General features: G+C 65.8%; 13 protein-coding genes. 7 read left to right on the top strand and 6 right to left on the bottom strand.

Features of this window, described 5'->3' with window-relative positions; translation table 11 throughout:
* Positions 1–117: 117 nt before the first annotated feature.
* Positions 118–1,536, bottom strand: coding sequence for a TolC family outer membrane protein (locus HAP47_RS28425; protein ID WP_173641763.1), 1,419 nt, complete (start codon positions 1,534–1,536; stop codon positions 118–120).
* Between the two features lie 242 nt (positions 1,537–1,778).
* Between HAP47_RS28425 and HAP47_RS28420 the strand changes: the two genes are divergently transcribed.
* Positions 1,779–3,641 (top strand): acetyl-CoA hydrolase/transferase C-terminal domain-containing protein, encoded by a 1,863-nt coding sequence (locus HAP47_RS28420; protein WP_173641764.1) that lies wholly within the window; start codon positions 1,779–1,781, stop codon positions 3,639–3,641.
* On the opposite strand, the gene HAP47_RS28415 is transcribed toward HAP47_RS28420, so the two are convergent.
* Positions 3,638–4,417, bottom strand: coding sequence for an enoyl-CoA hydratase (locus tag HAP47_RS28415; RefSeq protein ID WP_173641765.1), 780 nt, complete (start codon positions 4,415–4,417; stop codon positions 3,638–3,640). The two genes, HAP47_RS28420 and HAP47_RS28415, sit on opposite strands and share 4 nt — an antisense overlap.
* Before the next feature lie 126 nt (positions 4,418–4,543).
* On the bottom strand, positions 4,544–5,227 hold the full coding sequence (locus tag HAP47_RS28410; RefSeq protein ID WP_231168447.1) for a hypothetical protein: 684 nt from the start codon (positions 5,225–5,227) through the stop codon (positions 4,544–4,546).
* Between the two features lie 327 nt (positions 5,228–5,554).
* Here HAP47_RS28410 and HAP47_RS28405 point away from each other — a divergent pair, with 327 nt between their 5' ends.
* Both HAP47_RS28405 and HAP47_RS28400 read left to right on the top strand, forming a co-directional pair.
* A complete protein-coding gene (locus HAP47_RS28405) occupies positions 5,555–6,100 on the top strand; it encodes a sigma-70 family RNA polymerase sigma factor (protein WP_173641766.1) in 546 nt (181 codons plus the stop codon).
* A gap of 2 nt (positions 6,101–6,102) precedes the next feature.
* Positions 6,103–6,741, top strand: a complete 639-nt coding sequence (locus HAP47_RS28400) for an NrsF family protein (RefSeq protein ID WP_173641767.1) — start codon at positions 6,103–6,105, stop codon at positions 6,739–6,741.
* Here HAP47_RS28400 and HAP47_RS28395 read toward each other — a convergent pair.
* Positions 6,738–7,844, bottom strand: a complete 1,107-nt coding sequence (locus HAP47_RS28395) for a DUF2336 domain-containing protein (RefSeq protein ID WP_173641768.1) — start codon at positions 7,842–7,844, stop codon at positions 6,738–6,740. The genes HAP47_RS28400 and HAP47_RS28395 overlap by 4 nt on opposite strands.
* A 61-nt stretch (positions 7,845–7,905) precedes the next feature.
* Positions 7,906–9,054, bottom strand: a complete 1,149-nt coding sequence (locus tag HAP47_RS28390; RefSeq protein ID WP_173641769.1) for a GGDEF domain-containing protein — start codon at positions 9,052–9,054, stop codon at positions 7,906–7,908.
* Positions 9,055–9,471: 417 nt separating this feature from the next.
* Between HAP47_RS28390 and HAP47_RS28385 the strand changes: the two genes are divergently transcribed.
* The 4 genes from HAP47_RS28385 to HAP47_RS28370 all read left to right on the top strand — a co-directional run bounded on the left by HAP47_RS28385 (position 9,472) and on the right by HAP47_RS28370 (position 13,503).
* Positions 9,472–10,041: a sigma-70 family RNA polymerase sigma factor gene (locus HAP47_RS28385; RefSeq protein WP_173641770.1), complete on the top strand. Its 570-nt coding sequence runs from the start codon at positions 9,472–9,474 to the stop codon at positions 10,039–10,041.
* Positions 10,041–10,778 (top strand): hypothetical protein, encoded by a 738-nt coding sequence (locus tag HAP47_RS28380; protein WP_173643070.1) that lies wholly within the window; start codon positions 10,041–10,043, stop codon positions 10,776–10,778. Before HAP47_RS28385 ends, HAP47_RS28380 begins: the two co-directional genes overlap by 1 nt.
* A 447-nt stretch (positions 10,779–11,225) precedes the next feature.
* Complete coding sequence (locus tag HAP47_RS28375; protein WP_371821670.1) at positions 11,226–12,464, top strand: S8 family serine peptidase; 1,239 nt, start codon at positions 11,226–11,228, stop codon at positions 12,462–12,464.
* Between the two features lie 541 nt (positions 12,465–13,005).
* Entirely contained in the window at positions 13,006–13,503 is a 498-nt protein-coding gene (locus tag HAP47_RS28370) for a TIGR03809 family protein (RefSeq protein WP_173641771.1), read from the top strand.
* 8 nt (positions 13,504–13,511) lie between these two features.
* Here the strand turns inward: HAP47_RS28370 and HAP47_RS28365 are convergent, their stop codons facing one another.
* A complete protein-coding gene (locus HAP47_RS28365) occupies positions 13,512–14,882 on the bottom strand; it encodes a TIGR03808 family TAT-translocated repetitive protein (protein WP_173641772.1) in 1,371 nt (456 codons plus the stop codon).
* Positions 14,883–15,450 lie beyond the last annotated feature (568 nt).

Raw genomic sequence — 15,450 nt, 5'->3', positions numbered from 1 at the left:
ATGCGCGCGATCCGCGCACCGGCATTGTTGATGGCCGGCGGGGGGGGGGCGGAGGCTATCGGCGGAGAGAGAGCGGGCGGAAAGGTCCGGTTCGCGGTGCGAACGGTTCCACAAAGCCTATTGTCCCGACGGCGTGCGCAGGCCGTGCCAGGCGTCGCGGACCTGATGGTAGTGCACCTCGGGCAGATAGTCGGGCGTCTTAAGATTAAGCGACTTGACGTCGAGGCGTCCGACCGCGCTGAGCAGCGTGTAGAAGGCGATCACGCGGTCGCGCTGCGCGCCGATCAGCCGGGCCCGCGCCGTGATCAGATCCTGCTGGGCGTTGAGCACGTCGACCGTGGTGCGCTGGCCGCCGGCGGCTTCCTTCTGCACGCCGGCGAGCGCAACCTCCGCGGCCTTCACCTCGGACTCGGAGGCCGACACCGCGATCTTGGCGCCCTCATTGGCGACCCAGGCGCTGACCACGGCAGTCTTGGCCTGATTACGGACCTGGTCCAGCACGAGGCGGCTCTGCGCCGCCACTTCCTTGGCCTGCCTGGTCTGCGAGGCCGCAGTGCCGCCGTCATAGATCGGCTGCGTGACCTGGCCGATCACCGAGGCCTGGTCGGTCCCGAAAGTGCCGAGCGTGGGGTCGCTGTCGCGGCTGCGGCTGACGCTGCCTTGAAGGGTGACGTTCGGCATCAGGCTGCTCTCGGCGACGCGGATCGAGGTCGAGGCGACGTCGACGTCGTAGCCTGCGGCCATCACGGCGGGATGCTCGCGCACCGCAAGCGCGATCGAATCCTCGCGGCTGCGCGGCAGCAGCCGGTCGATGGTCTCGGCCGGACGCAATTGCGACGGCGCGCTGCCGACCACCTGCGCATAGGTCGCCTGGCTGATCGCGAAGTTGACCTCGGCGGCGTTGAGATCGGACAGGCCGCGGCTGAGCCGGGCCTCGGCCTGCGCGGTGTCAGTCGGCGTGACGTCGCCGGCATTGAGGCGGCGCTGGGTGATCGCCTGGGTCTCCTTCAGGAAGGCGACATTGGCGCGCTGCGCCTCGACCAGGGTCTGGTTGGCCAGCACATTGGTATAGGCGGTGACGGCGTCGAGCAGCACGCCCTGGCCCACATTGCGCAGGGCCTCGCGGCCGGACTGCACCTGCAACTCGGCGACGCGGACGCTGTTGGCGGTCTTGAAGCCGTTGAACAGGGTCTGGGTCACGGTGACCCCGATCTGCCAGGGCTTCAGCGTCGCGCCCTGGATCACGTTGCCGGGTAACTGGTCTCGCACGGCCTGGAGGCCGAGCGAGAGGCCGGCGACGATCTGGGGGCGGTAACCGGCCAGCGCCTGCGGCACGTTCTCGTCGGTCGCGCGCTGGCGCGCCCGTTCGGCATTGAGCTGCGGATTGGTCTGATACGCCTTGACCAGGGCTTCCGGCAGGCTCTCGGCGCGCGCCGCGGTGTCCGTCAGCAGCGCGCAGGCCAGCGCGCCAAGGCCGATGCCCGACAAAAGCACGCGCCTCGCTACATCGCCAATCCTCGCGGCGCGCCCAACCATGTGATCCCGCAAACCAAAACCCCGGCAATCCGCTCTCGCCGATGCCGTCGACACATCTACCTGTTTACGGGGCGCCGCCGCCACAGGCAAACCGCCGCGCAACATCTGCACATCATTTCGGTTGTTGTCTGTTGCCGGTTCGTCACAGGCGAACGCACCTGTCATATGAAGTATAAGTTTGAACCGCCGGCCGCCGATTCAGCGATGCCGGTCATCCCCTGCCTGCCCCGGGTTCATCGCAGATGCCGAAATTCTTCTCTGATCCCGAGGCGATCGCGGAGCACATCGTTCGTGACGTCGGAACCGAACTTGTGGTGGGGCTGCCGCTCGGCCTTGGCAAGGCCAACCACATCATCAACGCGCTTTACGCGCGGGCGGTCGCCGACCGCTCGATCAATCTGACGCTGTTCTCGGCGCTGACGCTGGAAAAACCGAAGCCGAAGAGCCTGCTCGAACAGCGCTTCATCGGTCCGGTGATCGATCGCCTGTTCGGCCTCTATCCGGATCTCGCCTATGCGGAGGCGCTGCATCGCGGCGCGCTTCCGCCCAACATCAAGGTGATCGAGTTCTTCTTCCTCGCCGGGCAATGGCTGCATCAGCCATTCGCCCAGCAGCACTACATCTCCGCCAACTACACTCACGCGGCGTCATACCTGCTGTCGCGCGGACTGAATGTCGTTCCCCAGCTGGTCGCCAAGCGCGTGGTCGACGGTGTGCCGCGCTACAGCCTGAGCTGCAACACCGACACGACGCTCGACGTGCTGCGCGCGCGCGCGCAGGGGCGGGCGTCATTCAAGCTGATCGGCCAGGTCAATTCCGAGCTGCCGTTCATGCCTGGGCCCGGCGATCTGCCAGCGGATGAATTCGCCGCGGTGCTCGACAGTCCCGACACCGACTTCCCGCTGTTCGCGCCGCCATCGGAGCCGATCAGCGACACCAAATATGCGATCGGATTGCATGCCGCGGGTCTGGTCCGCGACGGCGGCACGCTGCAGATCGGGATCGGGCAGGTCGGCGATGCGCTGGCGCAGGGGCTCGTGGTGCGTCACCGCGACAACGCCCAATTCCACGGCATCTTGCAGCGCCTTGCGCCCGGTACCGCGCAGCTCGCGGCGGCCGAGACCGGGCCGTTCGAGAAGGGGCTCTATGGCGTCAGCGAGATGCTGTTCGAAGCGTTTCTCGGGCTGATCGACGCCGGCATTCTCAAACGCGACGTTGGCGGCGTGATCCTGCACGGCGCATTCTTTCTGGGTCCGCAATCCTTCTATCGGGCGCTGCGCGAGATGACGCCCGAGCAGCTGGCGCGAATCCAGATGATGCCGGTGTCCTTCACCAACGAGATCTTCGGCGACGAGGACGGCAAGCGCCGCGCCCGCGTCGATGCGCGCTTTGTCAACAGCGCGATGATGGCGACGCTGCTGGGGGCTGCGATCTCCGACGGGCTCGAGAACGGCCAGGTCGTGAGCGGCGTCGGAGGCCAATACAATTTCGTGGCGCAGGCATTCGCGCTCGAGGGCGCGCGCTCGGTGGTGGCGCTGGAGGCAACCCATCAGACCGGCAAGCAGACGCAGTCGAATATCCGCTGGTCCTATGGTCACGAGACCATTCCGCGCCACCTGCGCGATGTCTTCGTTACCGAATACGGCGTCGCCGACGTCAGGGGGAAATCCGATGCGGACGTGATCGCCGCGATGTTGCAGGTGTCGGACTCGCGCTTCCAGGGCGACTTGATGCGGCAGGCCAAGGATGCCGGCAAGCTGCCGCGCAGCCATGAAATCCCGGCCGCTCACCGCGAAAATTATCCCGAGCGCATCAGCACTGCGCTGAAGCCCGCACGTGACGCAGGTCTGTTGCCGTCATTCCCGTTCGGCAGTGACTTCACCGACGTCGAGCAACGGCTGATTCCAGCCCTGCAGATATTGCAGCAGGCACAGCAGACCCCGCTGCAACTCGCCGGCCTGCTGTGGCAGGGGATGCGGCATCCGCCTGACGCCGCCGACCGCGAATGCCTGGTGCGGCTCGGCCTCGACAAGCCGACGCATATCGCCGAGCGCGCCTATCGCGCGCTCGTCACCGCGGCATTGCAACGAAGTCGCGTGAATTAGCGGTTCTTGTTGACCGGCTTGCGCTTCTCGATGAAGGCCGCCATGCCCTCTGAGCGATCCTCGAGCGCGAAGGTCGAGTGGAACAGGTTGCGCTCGACATTCATGCCTTCCGAAAGCGGCGTCTCGAACGCGCGGTTGATGGCTTCCTTGGCCATCGCGGCGGTCGGACGCGACATCGAGGCGATCTTCTCGGCTGCGGCAAGCGCCTCTTCCAGCAGCTTGTCGGCCGGAACGATCCGCGACACGAGGCCGGAGCGCTCGGCTTCCGCCGCATCCATCATCCGTCCGGTGAGGCAGAGATCCATCGCCTTCGACTTGCCGATCGCGCGGGTCAGGCGCTGCGTGCCGCCGATGCCCGGGATGGTGCCGAGGGTGATTTCCGGCTGGCCGAACTTGGCGGTGTCGGCGGCGATGATGATGTCGCACATCATCGCGAGCTCGCAGCCGCCGCCGAGCGCATAGCCCCCGACCGCGGCAATGGTCGGCTTGCGGCAACGGGCAACGCGGTCGCCGCCGATGGCGGTGAAGTCGCTGTTGAACATGTCGATGAAGCCCTTTGGCTGCATCTCCTTGATGTCGGCGCCGGCCGCGAAGGCCTTCTCGCTGCCGGTGATCAGGATGCAGCCGATCTTGTCGTCGGCCTCGAGATCGTCCACCGCCGCGGCGATCTCGCGGAACACGCCGAACGACAGCGCATTCAGCATTTTGGGCCGGTTCAGCGTGATGACGCCGACCGGTCCCTTGCTTTCGACGATGATGAATTCAAACGTAGCCATGACGCAAACCCCGTGCCTGATTTGCCGGGCAATGTGCCCGCTGGCGGGATGCGCTTCAAGTGGCTGAAACGAGGCTTTGGGCCGCGGTGCGGCGCTACCCCGCGCCGCAAGCCGCAAGCGCCGCGGCTAGGCCATGAACATGCGCGCCGCGGAGGCCACCGTGAGCAGGGCGCCGAAGCCGATGAAGATCTTCCCGATCAGCGAGGTCTGGTCCAAGCTCGCGCTGTCGCTGCTCGCCAGAACCGGGGCCGGCTTGGGTGCCGCTACGGCGACAGGCGGCGGCTGCGTCGAGGGCGCCTCCTGCTGGGCGGTCTGCGGTTGAACCGGCTGCGGTTGTTCCGCCGGATGCTCCTGCTGCAGGGCCCGGTCGAGGTCGTTGAGCTGGTCTGATGCGACCACGCTGCCGTCGGGTTGCGCGTCGCCGGGCTTGTCGGAGGCGGCCATCACCGGATTGACGCCGGCGGGCGCGGTGCTCGCATTGCCGTCGCCGGACGTCAGCTCCGCATTGGCATTGGCGACCGTGGCGGGCATGCCCGCCGACGTCACGCTGCCGGCAGCGCTCGCGGCCTTCTTGCCCTCGGATTTGTCGGCCGTCTTGTCAGCCGTCTTGGAAGACTGGTGGCGCGCATGGCGCCGGCCATGCCGCGAACTCTGCTGCGCGGACTTGTCGGTCGAAGCATTGTCGGATTTCGCCGCGGCGGGATCCGAACCGGCCGCATGCGCCGGCAACGGTCCGGCGAGACACACACAAAACCCTGTCAGCCCTGTCGCAACCATCAAGGCCAAGCGCCTGCTGGCTTTGATCTTCATTCTGATGATCTCCCCATTTCGCCCGTCCCGAACGCGAAATGAGACCCCGCCGCGTGTCTACACCGGGGCAAAAAAAGGGAATCTTCGGGCATTAGAGGGCAAAAGCTGGGCAATTTCGTCCCGGAGGATCATCGGCAACAGCTGCACCGATGCGTGTCGGACCGATCGGTGTTATGAGCCCTTCCGTCTGCAAACCCGCCGGAGCGATTCTTTGAGGCTGATCCTCGGCGCGGCGTTGCCTGAGGATGATTATCACGAATTCGTGATGTCCTTGGTGTGCCGCGTAACAAACTGAAAGATCGGCCGAATTGCAGTTCAGGAGCCTGCGTGCGCGAACGGGAGGATGAATGGACCGACCTGATGCGGTCGGCCATTTCAGGCGATGACGCGGCGTATCATCGCCTGCTCAAGGCCATTACGCCGGTACTCCGTGCCGCGGCGCGGCGTGGCTTGGCGCGCGCGGGACAACCGGTCGATCAGTCCGAGGACATCGTGCAGGACATCTTGTTGGCGGTGCATTTGAAGCGGCAGACCTGGGACACGAGCGCGCCGTTCGCGCCGTGGCTGTTCGCGATCGCACGCAACAAGCTGATCGACGCGCTGCGCCGCCGCGGCAAGCGCATCTTCGTCAATATCGATGACTTCGCCGAGACGCTGCCGGGGGAAACACCGGAGCCGACGGCATCGCCCGGCGAGGTGACCGCCCAGTTGCAGGCGTTGCCCGCGCGGCAGCGCGACGTGCTGCAATCGATCGCGGTCGACAGCACCTCGATCAAGGACACCGCCGCGAAATTCGCGATGACCGAGGGCGCGGTGCGGGTCGCACTGCATCGTGGGCTTGCGAGCCTGACAGCGAAATTACGGGACCGATGAGCATGGACACGGATCAACTCATTCGAACCCTGACCGCCGACAATGCCTATCGGCCTCGTCCGATCAGTCTTGCGCTGATGATGGCGCTGCTGGCGGCGGCGCCGGTCTCGCTGCTGATCTTCTTCGCCGAGCTCGGCGTGCGGCCCGACGTGATGACCGCGATGCATAATCCGTTCTTCGACCTGAAATTCGCGGTGACGCTGGCGCTCGCCGCCTCGGCGATTGCGGTCAGCCTGCATCTGTCGCGGCCGGAAGCCTCGCTGCGCAGCTTCGGCTGGTGGCTGCTGATTCCCGCCGGCATCCTCGTTGCCGCGATCAGCGGCGAGATGATGATGCCGCAGCGCACGCCGATGATGACGCGCCTGATCGGCAAGAACTCGGTGGCGTGCATGACCGCGATCCCCGCGATGTCGCTGCCGCTCTTGGTCGGCGCGCTGTACGGGCTGCGGCAGGGCGCGCCGGCGCGGCCTGCGATCGCGGGCGCAGTCGCAGGCCTGCTCTCGGCAGGGCTCGCGGCCACCGTCTATGCGTCGCACTGCACCGATGACTCGCCGCTGTTCGTTGCCACCTGGTACACGCTGGCGACCGCGATCGTCGCAAGTGTCGGCGCGCTGATGGGGAAGCGGGCGTTGCGATACTAGGCCGCGGGCGCGGACTGCTGCATGCGATGGAAGCGGAGCACCTGCTGCGCGGTCGATGGCCGCAGCCGCTCATAGGTGTCCTTGCAGGCCTGCAAATCGGTCGGCTCACCGCCCGAGATGTCGTCGCGCAGATTGATGATCGACCGCACCGTCGACCATGACAGGCCCGAGACCTTGGCCAGGATCATCACGCCCTCGGCGCGGGTTTCGATCATCATGTTCTCGGCGATGCTGACCGAGACATTGGCGAGCGCGGCAAGCGAGGCATTGGTCTCGTCGAACTTGCCGGCCTCGGCGAAGGCTGCGAGCTGGAATTCGTCGAGCCGGCCGTCCTGGTAGAGCGACTTGACCAGCGCATGCGCGATCGTGGTGTCCGGCGTTACGGCGGCGGGCGCCGAGCGCGCGCGTCGCGTCGCTTCCTTCACCGCGATCGGAATTTCCTTGGCCTGCTGCGGATTAGCAGCCTCGAGCCGCTGCCTGACCGTGTCCGAGGCCTTGGCGACCAGCTTGAGATAGAGATGCCGCGGGATGTTCGGGCGCAGGCCGACGCAAGTCGACAGATTGTCGTCGCCCTCGGCGCGGCTGACCAGCCGGGTGAAGCCGCGCTCGGTGAATTCCGCGCCGGGATTGTTGACCGCGCTCTGGATCACCTCGTCGTTGCCGCGCAGCACCAGCACGTCGGTGACGGCGCCGCTCAGCGTCTTGCGGTTGGAGATCGCGAGCAGATGCGCCTGGCTCTTGCTGCGCGCGGTCTCGATCAGGGTGTCATCGTCGAGCCGCGGCGACAGCGTCAGCACAGGGCCTGCGACCTCGATCAGGTCGTCGAATGCAAGGGTACGGATGGTCTGCGGCGGCGCGGTCTCGATCGGGGCGAGGCGGTTGGCGAGCAGCGCCTTGGCCGAGTTTTCGATGTGCTCGAGCAGGCATTGGAAAACGTCGTCGAACAGCACGATCTGCTGGTCCGAATAGTTGACCGAGCCGTTGATGAAGAGGTCGGTCACGCGGCGCAGCGTCTCGACACGGCGTGCGACGGTGCCGTGCGCGAGCGTCGTCTGCAGCTCGTCGAGCAGACTTTCGGGGGCGGTCTCGGGCTTCGAACTCATGACTCTGTCCTGGAGCGGTGGCGACGGATTCTCCGGCGCCGAATAGGGAAATGAAAGGATGTTAGGCACTGGCGATGCGGTTGCGTCCCCTCGCCTTGGCTGCGTAAAGCGCGCCATCGGCGCGGGCGAGTAATGTGTCGGAGTTTTCGTGCGGCTTGAGCGTCGTGACGCCTGCGGAAATCGTCACCTGCATGCCGGGCGAGAATGCGCTCCAGTCGAGACCGGCGATGATCGCGCGCAGGCGCTCGAGCGCGCGCATCGCCTGGTCCTGCGACAGGTCGGGCAGCACCAGCAGGAATTCCTCGCCGCCGTAACGGCCGAAGCGATCGATGCTGCGGAGATTGGCGAACATGCCGATGGCAAAGGTGCGCAACGCTTCGTCGCCGATCGGATGGCCGTAGACGTCGTTGATGCGCTTGAAATGGTCGAGGTCGATCAGCGCCACCGCGCAGGAGCTGCCGTTGCGGGCGCACCGCGCGATCTCCTCCTCGAGCGTGCGCATGATGCTGCGGCGGTTGGAGGTGCCGGTCAGCTCGTCGAGCTCGGCGAGCTCCTCGATGCGCCCGTAGGCCTCCTTCAGCTTCACGCCGCTCTGATACAGCGATTGCTGCATCGAGCTCGAGAAGATGCCGAGACACATGCAGCGCCCGATCGTCAGCGCGAACACCAGCATGGTGGCGAGGCGGTCGATCCTGGTGCCGGTCGGCATCCCGATCGCCTTGTCGGTGCTGAGGAACAGCGCGGCGAGGCCCAGCACCATGATGGTCCAGACAATCGCGGTCTGGCGCGCCGAGGTACGCAGCGCACCGAAGCCGAACACCACGAACAGGTTGCAGAGGAACAGCACGCCGACTTCCGGCGCGATGTAGGTGAACACGAGCAGGTTCACCATGTTGACGGCCGATTGCGGCGCGACCAGGTAGTGGTCGCTGAAGCGCTCGTGAAAGCCGCGCTCCGAAAGCAGCACATCGATGACGACGAGAGAGAGGCCGGTCAGGGCATAGCCCGCCGCCACCAGGACCGACGTGGTGCCGGCATGCGCGTAGATCAGCAGCACGACGGCATCGAGCACGAAGCAGGCGGCGATCATCGACTGGATCTGGCGGCGCTGCCTGGCCCGGCGCGTCAGGCGCTCGCGCGTCAGTCTGGGACGGCCGCTTTCCGTTGTACCCGCGATCGGGCTGGGAAGTGACGACGCAGCGCTGCCCATGGTCTCGCCATTGCTGAAATCCGGCGAAAATCTAAGTGGGAAAGCCTTTAGGTTTGGTATCTTTTGGAACCGAATCTGCTCCGGTGAAACCCGGTCATCATCCTTGTTTCGTAAGGGGAATCCGTTCACGGAGGCGGGTCGGGAGCGATCGGGGCGGGGGCTTGCGGCGCCCCCCGCTTCGCGACAGCGCTGGCTTGCCGGCAAAGCCTTGGTATGGTCGCGCCGGATGGTGCGAGTCCGCGAGAGTTTCACTATTATGGTACCGTTTATCGAGTCTCCGGCGATTTTTCCTCATTGGGATCGTCGACTGTGTCATAGATCACACATGCGGTCAGGGCATTGCCGTATTGTGAAGAATCTTGCCTCTCGCGTCGAACCACGCACCACGCCCCTCAGACCAACTTTGCGAGACGGCCATTGAGTGCGGCACAGGCGGCTTCAGACGAGGTTCTGATCGCTCGGATCGCTCAAGGCGACCGGCTCGCCATGCAGGTGCTGTACGGACGGCATCATGTCAGGGTGTACCGCTTCGGGCTTCGGCTCGTGCGGGACGAACAGGTGGCGGAGGACCTCATTAGCGAGGTCTTTCTGGACGTGTGGCGTCAGGCGGGCAAATTCGAGGGACGATCCGCCGTTTCGACCTGGCTTCTGGCGATTACCCGGTTCAAGGCGTTATCTTCGCTGCGGCGAAGGAAGGACGCTGAACTGGACGATGAGGCCGCGAACGCGATCGAGGACACGTCCGACGATCCGGAAACGGTGGTGCAGAAGAAGGACACGGGTGACGCGCTGCGTAAGTGCCTGACGGGACTATCGGCGGAACACCGGGAAATTGTCGATCTTGTCTACTATCACGAGAAATCCGTCGAAGACGTCGCAGAGATCGTCGGGATTCCTGAGAATACCGTGAAGACGCGCCTGTTCTATGCGCGCAAGAAACTTGCCGAGTTGCTGAAGGCAGCCGGCGTCGAGCGAGGTTGGCCATGATGGCTGCGAGCAACAAGAAGGTGCAGGGTCAAGATCCTGACGATGTCGAGATGCTGCTGCCCTGGCATGCGGCCGGCACGCTGAACGCGCGTGACGCGCGCCGCGTCGAGGACGCACTCGCTTCCGATCCGGACCTGGCCAGGCAGTATGAGGTCATCCGCGAGGAATATGCCGAGACCATCGGCCTCAACGAGAGCCTCGGTGCGCCCTCGGCGCGTGCCATGCAGACGCTGTTTGCAGCGATCGATGCCGAGCCGGAGCGCAAGCCGTCGGCGGGCGCGCGCGTGTCGGCCTCCGTCACGGAGTTCTTTTCGAAATTGTCGCCGCGGACGCTGGCCTGGTCGTCCAGCCTCGGTGCGCTTGTGGTCCTGTTGCAGGCAGGCGTGATCGGTGCGGTGCTGATGCGCAGCGAGCCGGCCTCGTTCCAGACCGCCTCGCTTGATGCCGCCGAACAACTCAGCGCGCCGAGCGCGGCCGTCGCACCCAGTGCGCCGATCACCCGCGACCTCGGCGCCAGCGTGGCGGCGGCGCCGACGCGGCTGTTGGTGCGCTTCACGCCGGATGCCAGGATCGCCGACATCACGTCGCTGCTCGACAATTACCAGGGCGCGATCATCGACAGTAAGGGCGGGATGTTCCGATTGCAGTTCCGCGCGATGGACAAGGATGGCGTCGCATCGCTGATTGCCCGTTTGCAGAAAGAGAAGATCGTCAGCCTCGCGGTCGAGACCCCGTAAGCGGCGGCTGACGGTCCTGCGCCGAGTTGAGGTCACCATGACCGCCAACGGCCGGACCAGATCGACGAACAGAGCGGCCATTGCGGCCGCCGTGTTGTTGCTGGTGTCTGTTGCCGGCTCGGCCTACGCCCAGAATTTCATGCGATCAACGATCGGCGGCAGGCCGCAGCTTTCCATCGGACCGCGGGTTGATCCCGGCATCGGCAACGCCGGCGGCGGGCTGGCTGGCCGCGCGCCGCTCCACGGCCCGGCGACGTCGTGGACCGGCGATGGACCGCGATCGAGCATGCCGGCGCCCCGTGCCCGTGACGCCCCCGTTTCTCTGCCGATTGCGATGATGACGGCACGCGCCAGTGCTCCGGCCGGCTGGTATCCGTCAACGGTGGCGGCAAGGGCGCAGCGAGGAAGGGCAGGGCCGGCGGTGGCGGCAGCATCCGCGCGCAGGACGTGGCGGCCACGCGAACCGCGCCGAACGAGTTCGTGGCGGAGATCGACGGCGCATTGACCGAGACCCAGACCGACGCGCTGGCGCGTCGCCATGGCCTGAGGCGGATCGCCTCGCAGAACATCCCGCTGCTCGGCGCGACGATAGGCCTGTTCCACACGGCCGGCCATCGCTCCGCCGACGCGGTGGCCCGCGACCTCGCAAGCGACAGCAGCGTCCGCTCCGTGCAGCCGAACTACCGTTACGCGCTGCAGGACCAGAAGCCGGCGGTGGGCGGCAGTGATCCGGCGCAATATGCCCAGACGCAGCTGCATCTGCCCGAGGCGCACAGGCTGGCGCGGGGGATGAACGTCACCATCGCCGTTATCAACTCCGGCATTGATGCTGCGCATCCGGAACTGGCCAACACAGTCGCGGATACGTTCGATGCGCTCGGCAGCAAGGATGGCCCGCATGCCCACGGCACCGCCGTCGCCGGTATGATCGCGGCCCGCGTCCGGCTGACGGGGAGTGCGCCGGAAGTACGCATCCTGGCCATCCGCGCCTTCGGTGCGGCCGCCGGCGGCGCCGAGAGCACCTCCTATGTAATCCTCAGGAGCCTCGATTACGCGGTGGCGCACGGCGCGCAGATCGTGAACATGAGCTTTGCCGGACCGAACGACGCACTTGTCGCGCGCGCCGTGGCCGCCGCCGCGGCGCGGGACGTCGTGCTCGTTGCGGCGGCCGGCAATGCCGGCCCGAAATCGCCGCCGCTCTATCCCGCCGCCAATCCCGATGTGATCGCGGTCGGCGGCATCGATGCCGGCGAGCGGCTGATGGCCGCCTCGAACCGCGGCAGCTACATCGCGTTGGCGGCGCCGGGCGCCGATCTCCTCGTGCCGGTGCCGGACGGCAAGTACCAGCTGATGTCTGGCACCTCCTTTTCGGCCGCGTTCGTCAGCGGCATCGCGGCACTGGTGCTGGAGCGCAGTCCGGCATTGAAGCCCGCCGAGGTACGGAAGGTCCTGACCGGCACGGCCCGCGATCTCGGGACACCTGGACGTGACGATCTGTTCGGGGCCGGGGAGGCGGATGCGCTTGCCGCGGTGATGGCGGCGACCAGCGCGCCCGTCGCGGACAAGCCGTCGCAGCCCGCGACTGCAGCGGACCGCAATAACACTTCCGTGAGCCGCGCATTGAATGAACCCGCGCCGTCCATCGCAGCGGACGATTCAGCCGCAAAACACCGTGCTGCGCAGTGATTTTCGGTGCTGAAAGCCTGCAACGGTGCGATGGAACCGGGCGGCGAAAAGGTTAAAAAAATCGCCGGCGATTTGAACGTCCGCCGTCCTCTCACGACTTATGTGTGTGGGAGCGGTTTATCCCTCCCCGGCTGTATCAGGCGCGAGCGCCCATCCACCCCAAGCGCCCATATGGCTTTGACCCGTCCGGTTGTCCCCCCGGACGGGTCTTTCATTTTGGGGGCTACCTCGCATGACGGACTGGCCGGACGCGATCGCGCTGCGTGATCGCGGCAGGATGCGCGCGACGGCCGCGGCTGTTTGCTGTGGATCGTTCGGCTGCGCAGCGATCGGGAGCGGCGCGCATCGCCACCATGCAAGTCGATGACTTGACGATGGTTAGGGCAGGAACTCCTTAGTCGAGCGGACTTCCTTCATCGCCTGTCCGCGATTAAGAATTTAGTTAGACTTTATTTACCTTTTCCACAGAATATCAGTGTCACGTCCAGTTGATTCGGTTCGGTTGCGTCTGCGTCCGTTTCTTTCCCTGCGGGCAAGTTGAATGACACATCGGACCGACGTGGCCAGAGGCCAGGAGATCGTTGCACGCTGGTGCAACCTTGCCGAGCAAAGGCTGGAGCACCTCAACGAGCTGTTCGAAACCGGACGCTGGCGCCGCTATCACAGCGAGCAGGCCTTTCTCGAGAACATCAGGGAAGCACGGGCCGCGGTCGATATCTGGCGGGAATTGCTGACCCGAGAAGCCTCGCTCGACAATTCGCCGATCGATCTGTCCTGGCTCGGACGCGGCAAGTCGAAACTACCGCCGCTGCGCGATCTTTCGTCGGCGCAGCAGCGCCGCTCGGAGACGGCGACATTGGCCGAGGCCGCGATGACTGCGGTCGCGGCCGCGATGGAAACAGCGGCCGAGGTCCTGGAGCAGCCGCCCGTTGTGGCCGACGCACCGCCGCTGGAGATGCCCCCTCCGGTCATGCCGCCGCCGGTGCTCGATCTCGACACCATCCAGCGGCGCTATCCGCTGCTACGCAACGCGCTGTAGGCCGAAGGTTAGCGCCGCACCGCGTTCGCGCCGACCACCAGCTGCGCATATTGCTGGGCGCCGCCCACTGACAGGTCGGTCGTGATCGGGCGAGCGTGATCGAGCCCGACCACCGCGCCGCGCGGGGTTTCCGAGATCATGTTGTTGTTGATCAGCGCGGTGCCGGCGCCCGGCACCACCGAGACGCCGATGCCGACGAACGCCTTGCGCACGACATTGCCTGAGATCGCGACGTCGCGCAGATACTTACCCCAGCCGGCGACGATGCCGAAGGTCGGTGCGTTCTCGATCACATTGCCGGTGACGGCGCTGTCCGCCTCGACATAGATGCCGATGCCGGCGCTGTCGTTCGGGTCGGTGCCGATCGGGCGCTTCGGCAGCAGGTTGCGGATGATATTGCCCTGGACCACCGCGATGCGGCCGCCTTCGTTGAAATTGCACACGGAGACGCCGATCGCGGCGCCGTCGACGGTGTTGTTGGCGATGACCGCGGCCTCAAACGCGAACTCCGAATAGAGCGCGACCTCGCGGACATTGCTGACGCTGTTGTCGGTGATGTGGATGTTGGAGGCCGAATTGCCGCGCACCGCCGAGAAGTCGCAATTGCTGATGCGGTTGCCGCGCACGATCACGTTGCCGGCGCGGAAGGCGTTGATGGCGTTGCCGTACTGCCCGGAGCCGCCGGGACCGGCCTTGATGTCCTCGATGCGGTTGTCGGCGACGATCGAGCCGTCGTCGCCGATCGCGGTGCGCAGGATCTCGATGCCGTTATCGTTGGTGCCCTTGATGGTGTTGCGCGAGACGATGAGGCCCAGTGCGTCGAACGACACCAGCGCCGTCGACGCGATGCTGGTGAAGATGTTGTTGCTGACGTCGCCCGACATCTGCTCGAACCAGATGCCGCAGCCGCCGCTGCCGGTGAACTGGCAATCGGTGATGCGGATGTCGTGGCAGGACAGGCAATGCACGAGGCCGCGCCGCGCCGGCAGCGGAACGTTGCCGCCGTCGAAGCTAAGGCCCATCAGGACGATGCCGCCGGCGCCTTCGCCCTCCAGCAGCGAGGCGCCGCCGTTGAACACGAGCCGGCTGGCGCCGCGGACGCCGATCAGCTGGCTCCCGGGCGCAAGCCGCAACAGGCCGGTGCGATAGACACCGGGCGGGAAGGCCAGCGGCACCTGCGCGCGCGCGGCATCATCGATCGCGCGCTGCAAATTGCGGGTCTGGTCGTCGGGGCTGCCGGGACGGACGCCATATTGCGTGACGTCGCGGCCGAGCGAGCCGGCAGATTGCGCGGCGCGCGCCGCATCCGGCGACATCGCAAGCGCACCGGCGACGCCGGCGGCGGAGGCTCCGATCAGATGGCGGCGGTTGACGTCCATGGGCACAGCCCTCGCAAACATTCGCGAGCGGTGACGTTCGCGCCCGAGTGGTAGCGCGAAATTCGGCGCGGCATGGTGAACACGCCGACGCAGCCGGGCGATTGTTGGCAGTAGGGTTAACCCCCGGTGCAGCCGATTCGCGTTGTCAAACAGCTCAGTGTCGGGCGACGACGGCTGAGGATGGGGGTACAGTTCCGAATTCTCGCGACTTGTTTTGTCCGAGCTTTGCGCTTCGTTGCGCCCTCTCCTTCAAGAGGGCGCAGGGAAAGCCGGCCATCCCGCCGCACGTTCGTGTTTCTCCCCTCTTGCCGGGGCGAGACAGCGGATTCATCGGCTTGATTTGGGGCGGGTGTCAAAGTAATTTCGGATAATCAGAAATGACGAGGCGCATCGAAAGAATCAGGCGTGGACCATAGGACGCATATGTTGGCTGTTAGGGGCTGCGCAGCAGAGTATTGCCGGTTCTGAGCTCGAATCCGAAGCCGCATTATTTCACAAATTCAAGTTGCTGTCGGGGAACCCTATCTCCCTCGGGCTGTTGTTGACGTGGTCCCTTCGCATGGGATTG

This window comes from Bradyrhizobium sp. 41S5 (assembly GCF_011516665.3).
GTDB lineage: Bacteria > Pseudomonadota > Alphaproteobacteria > Rhizobiales > Xanthobacteraceae > Bradyrhizobium > Bradyrhizobium quebecense.
The sequence above is the reverse complement of the archived record's forward strand: the minus strand, read 5'-3'. Positions and strand labels throughout refer to the sequence as shown.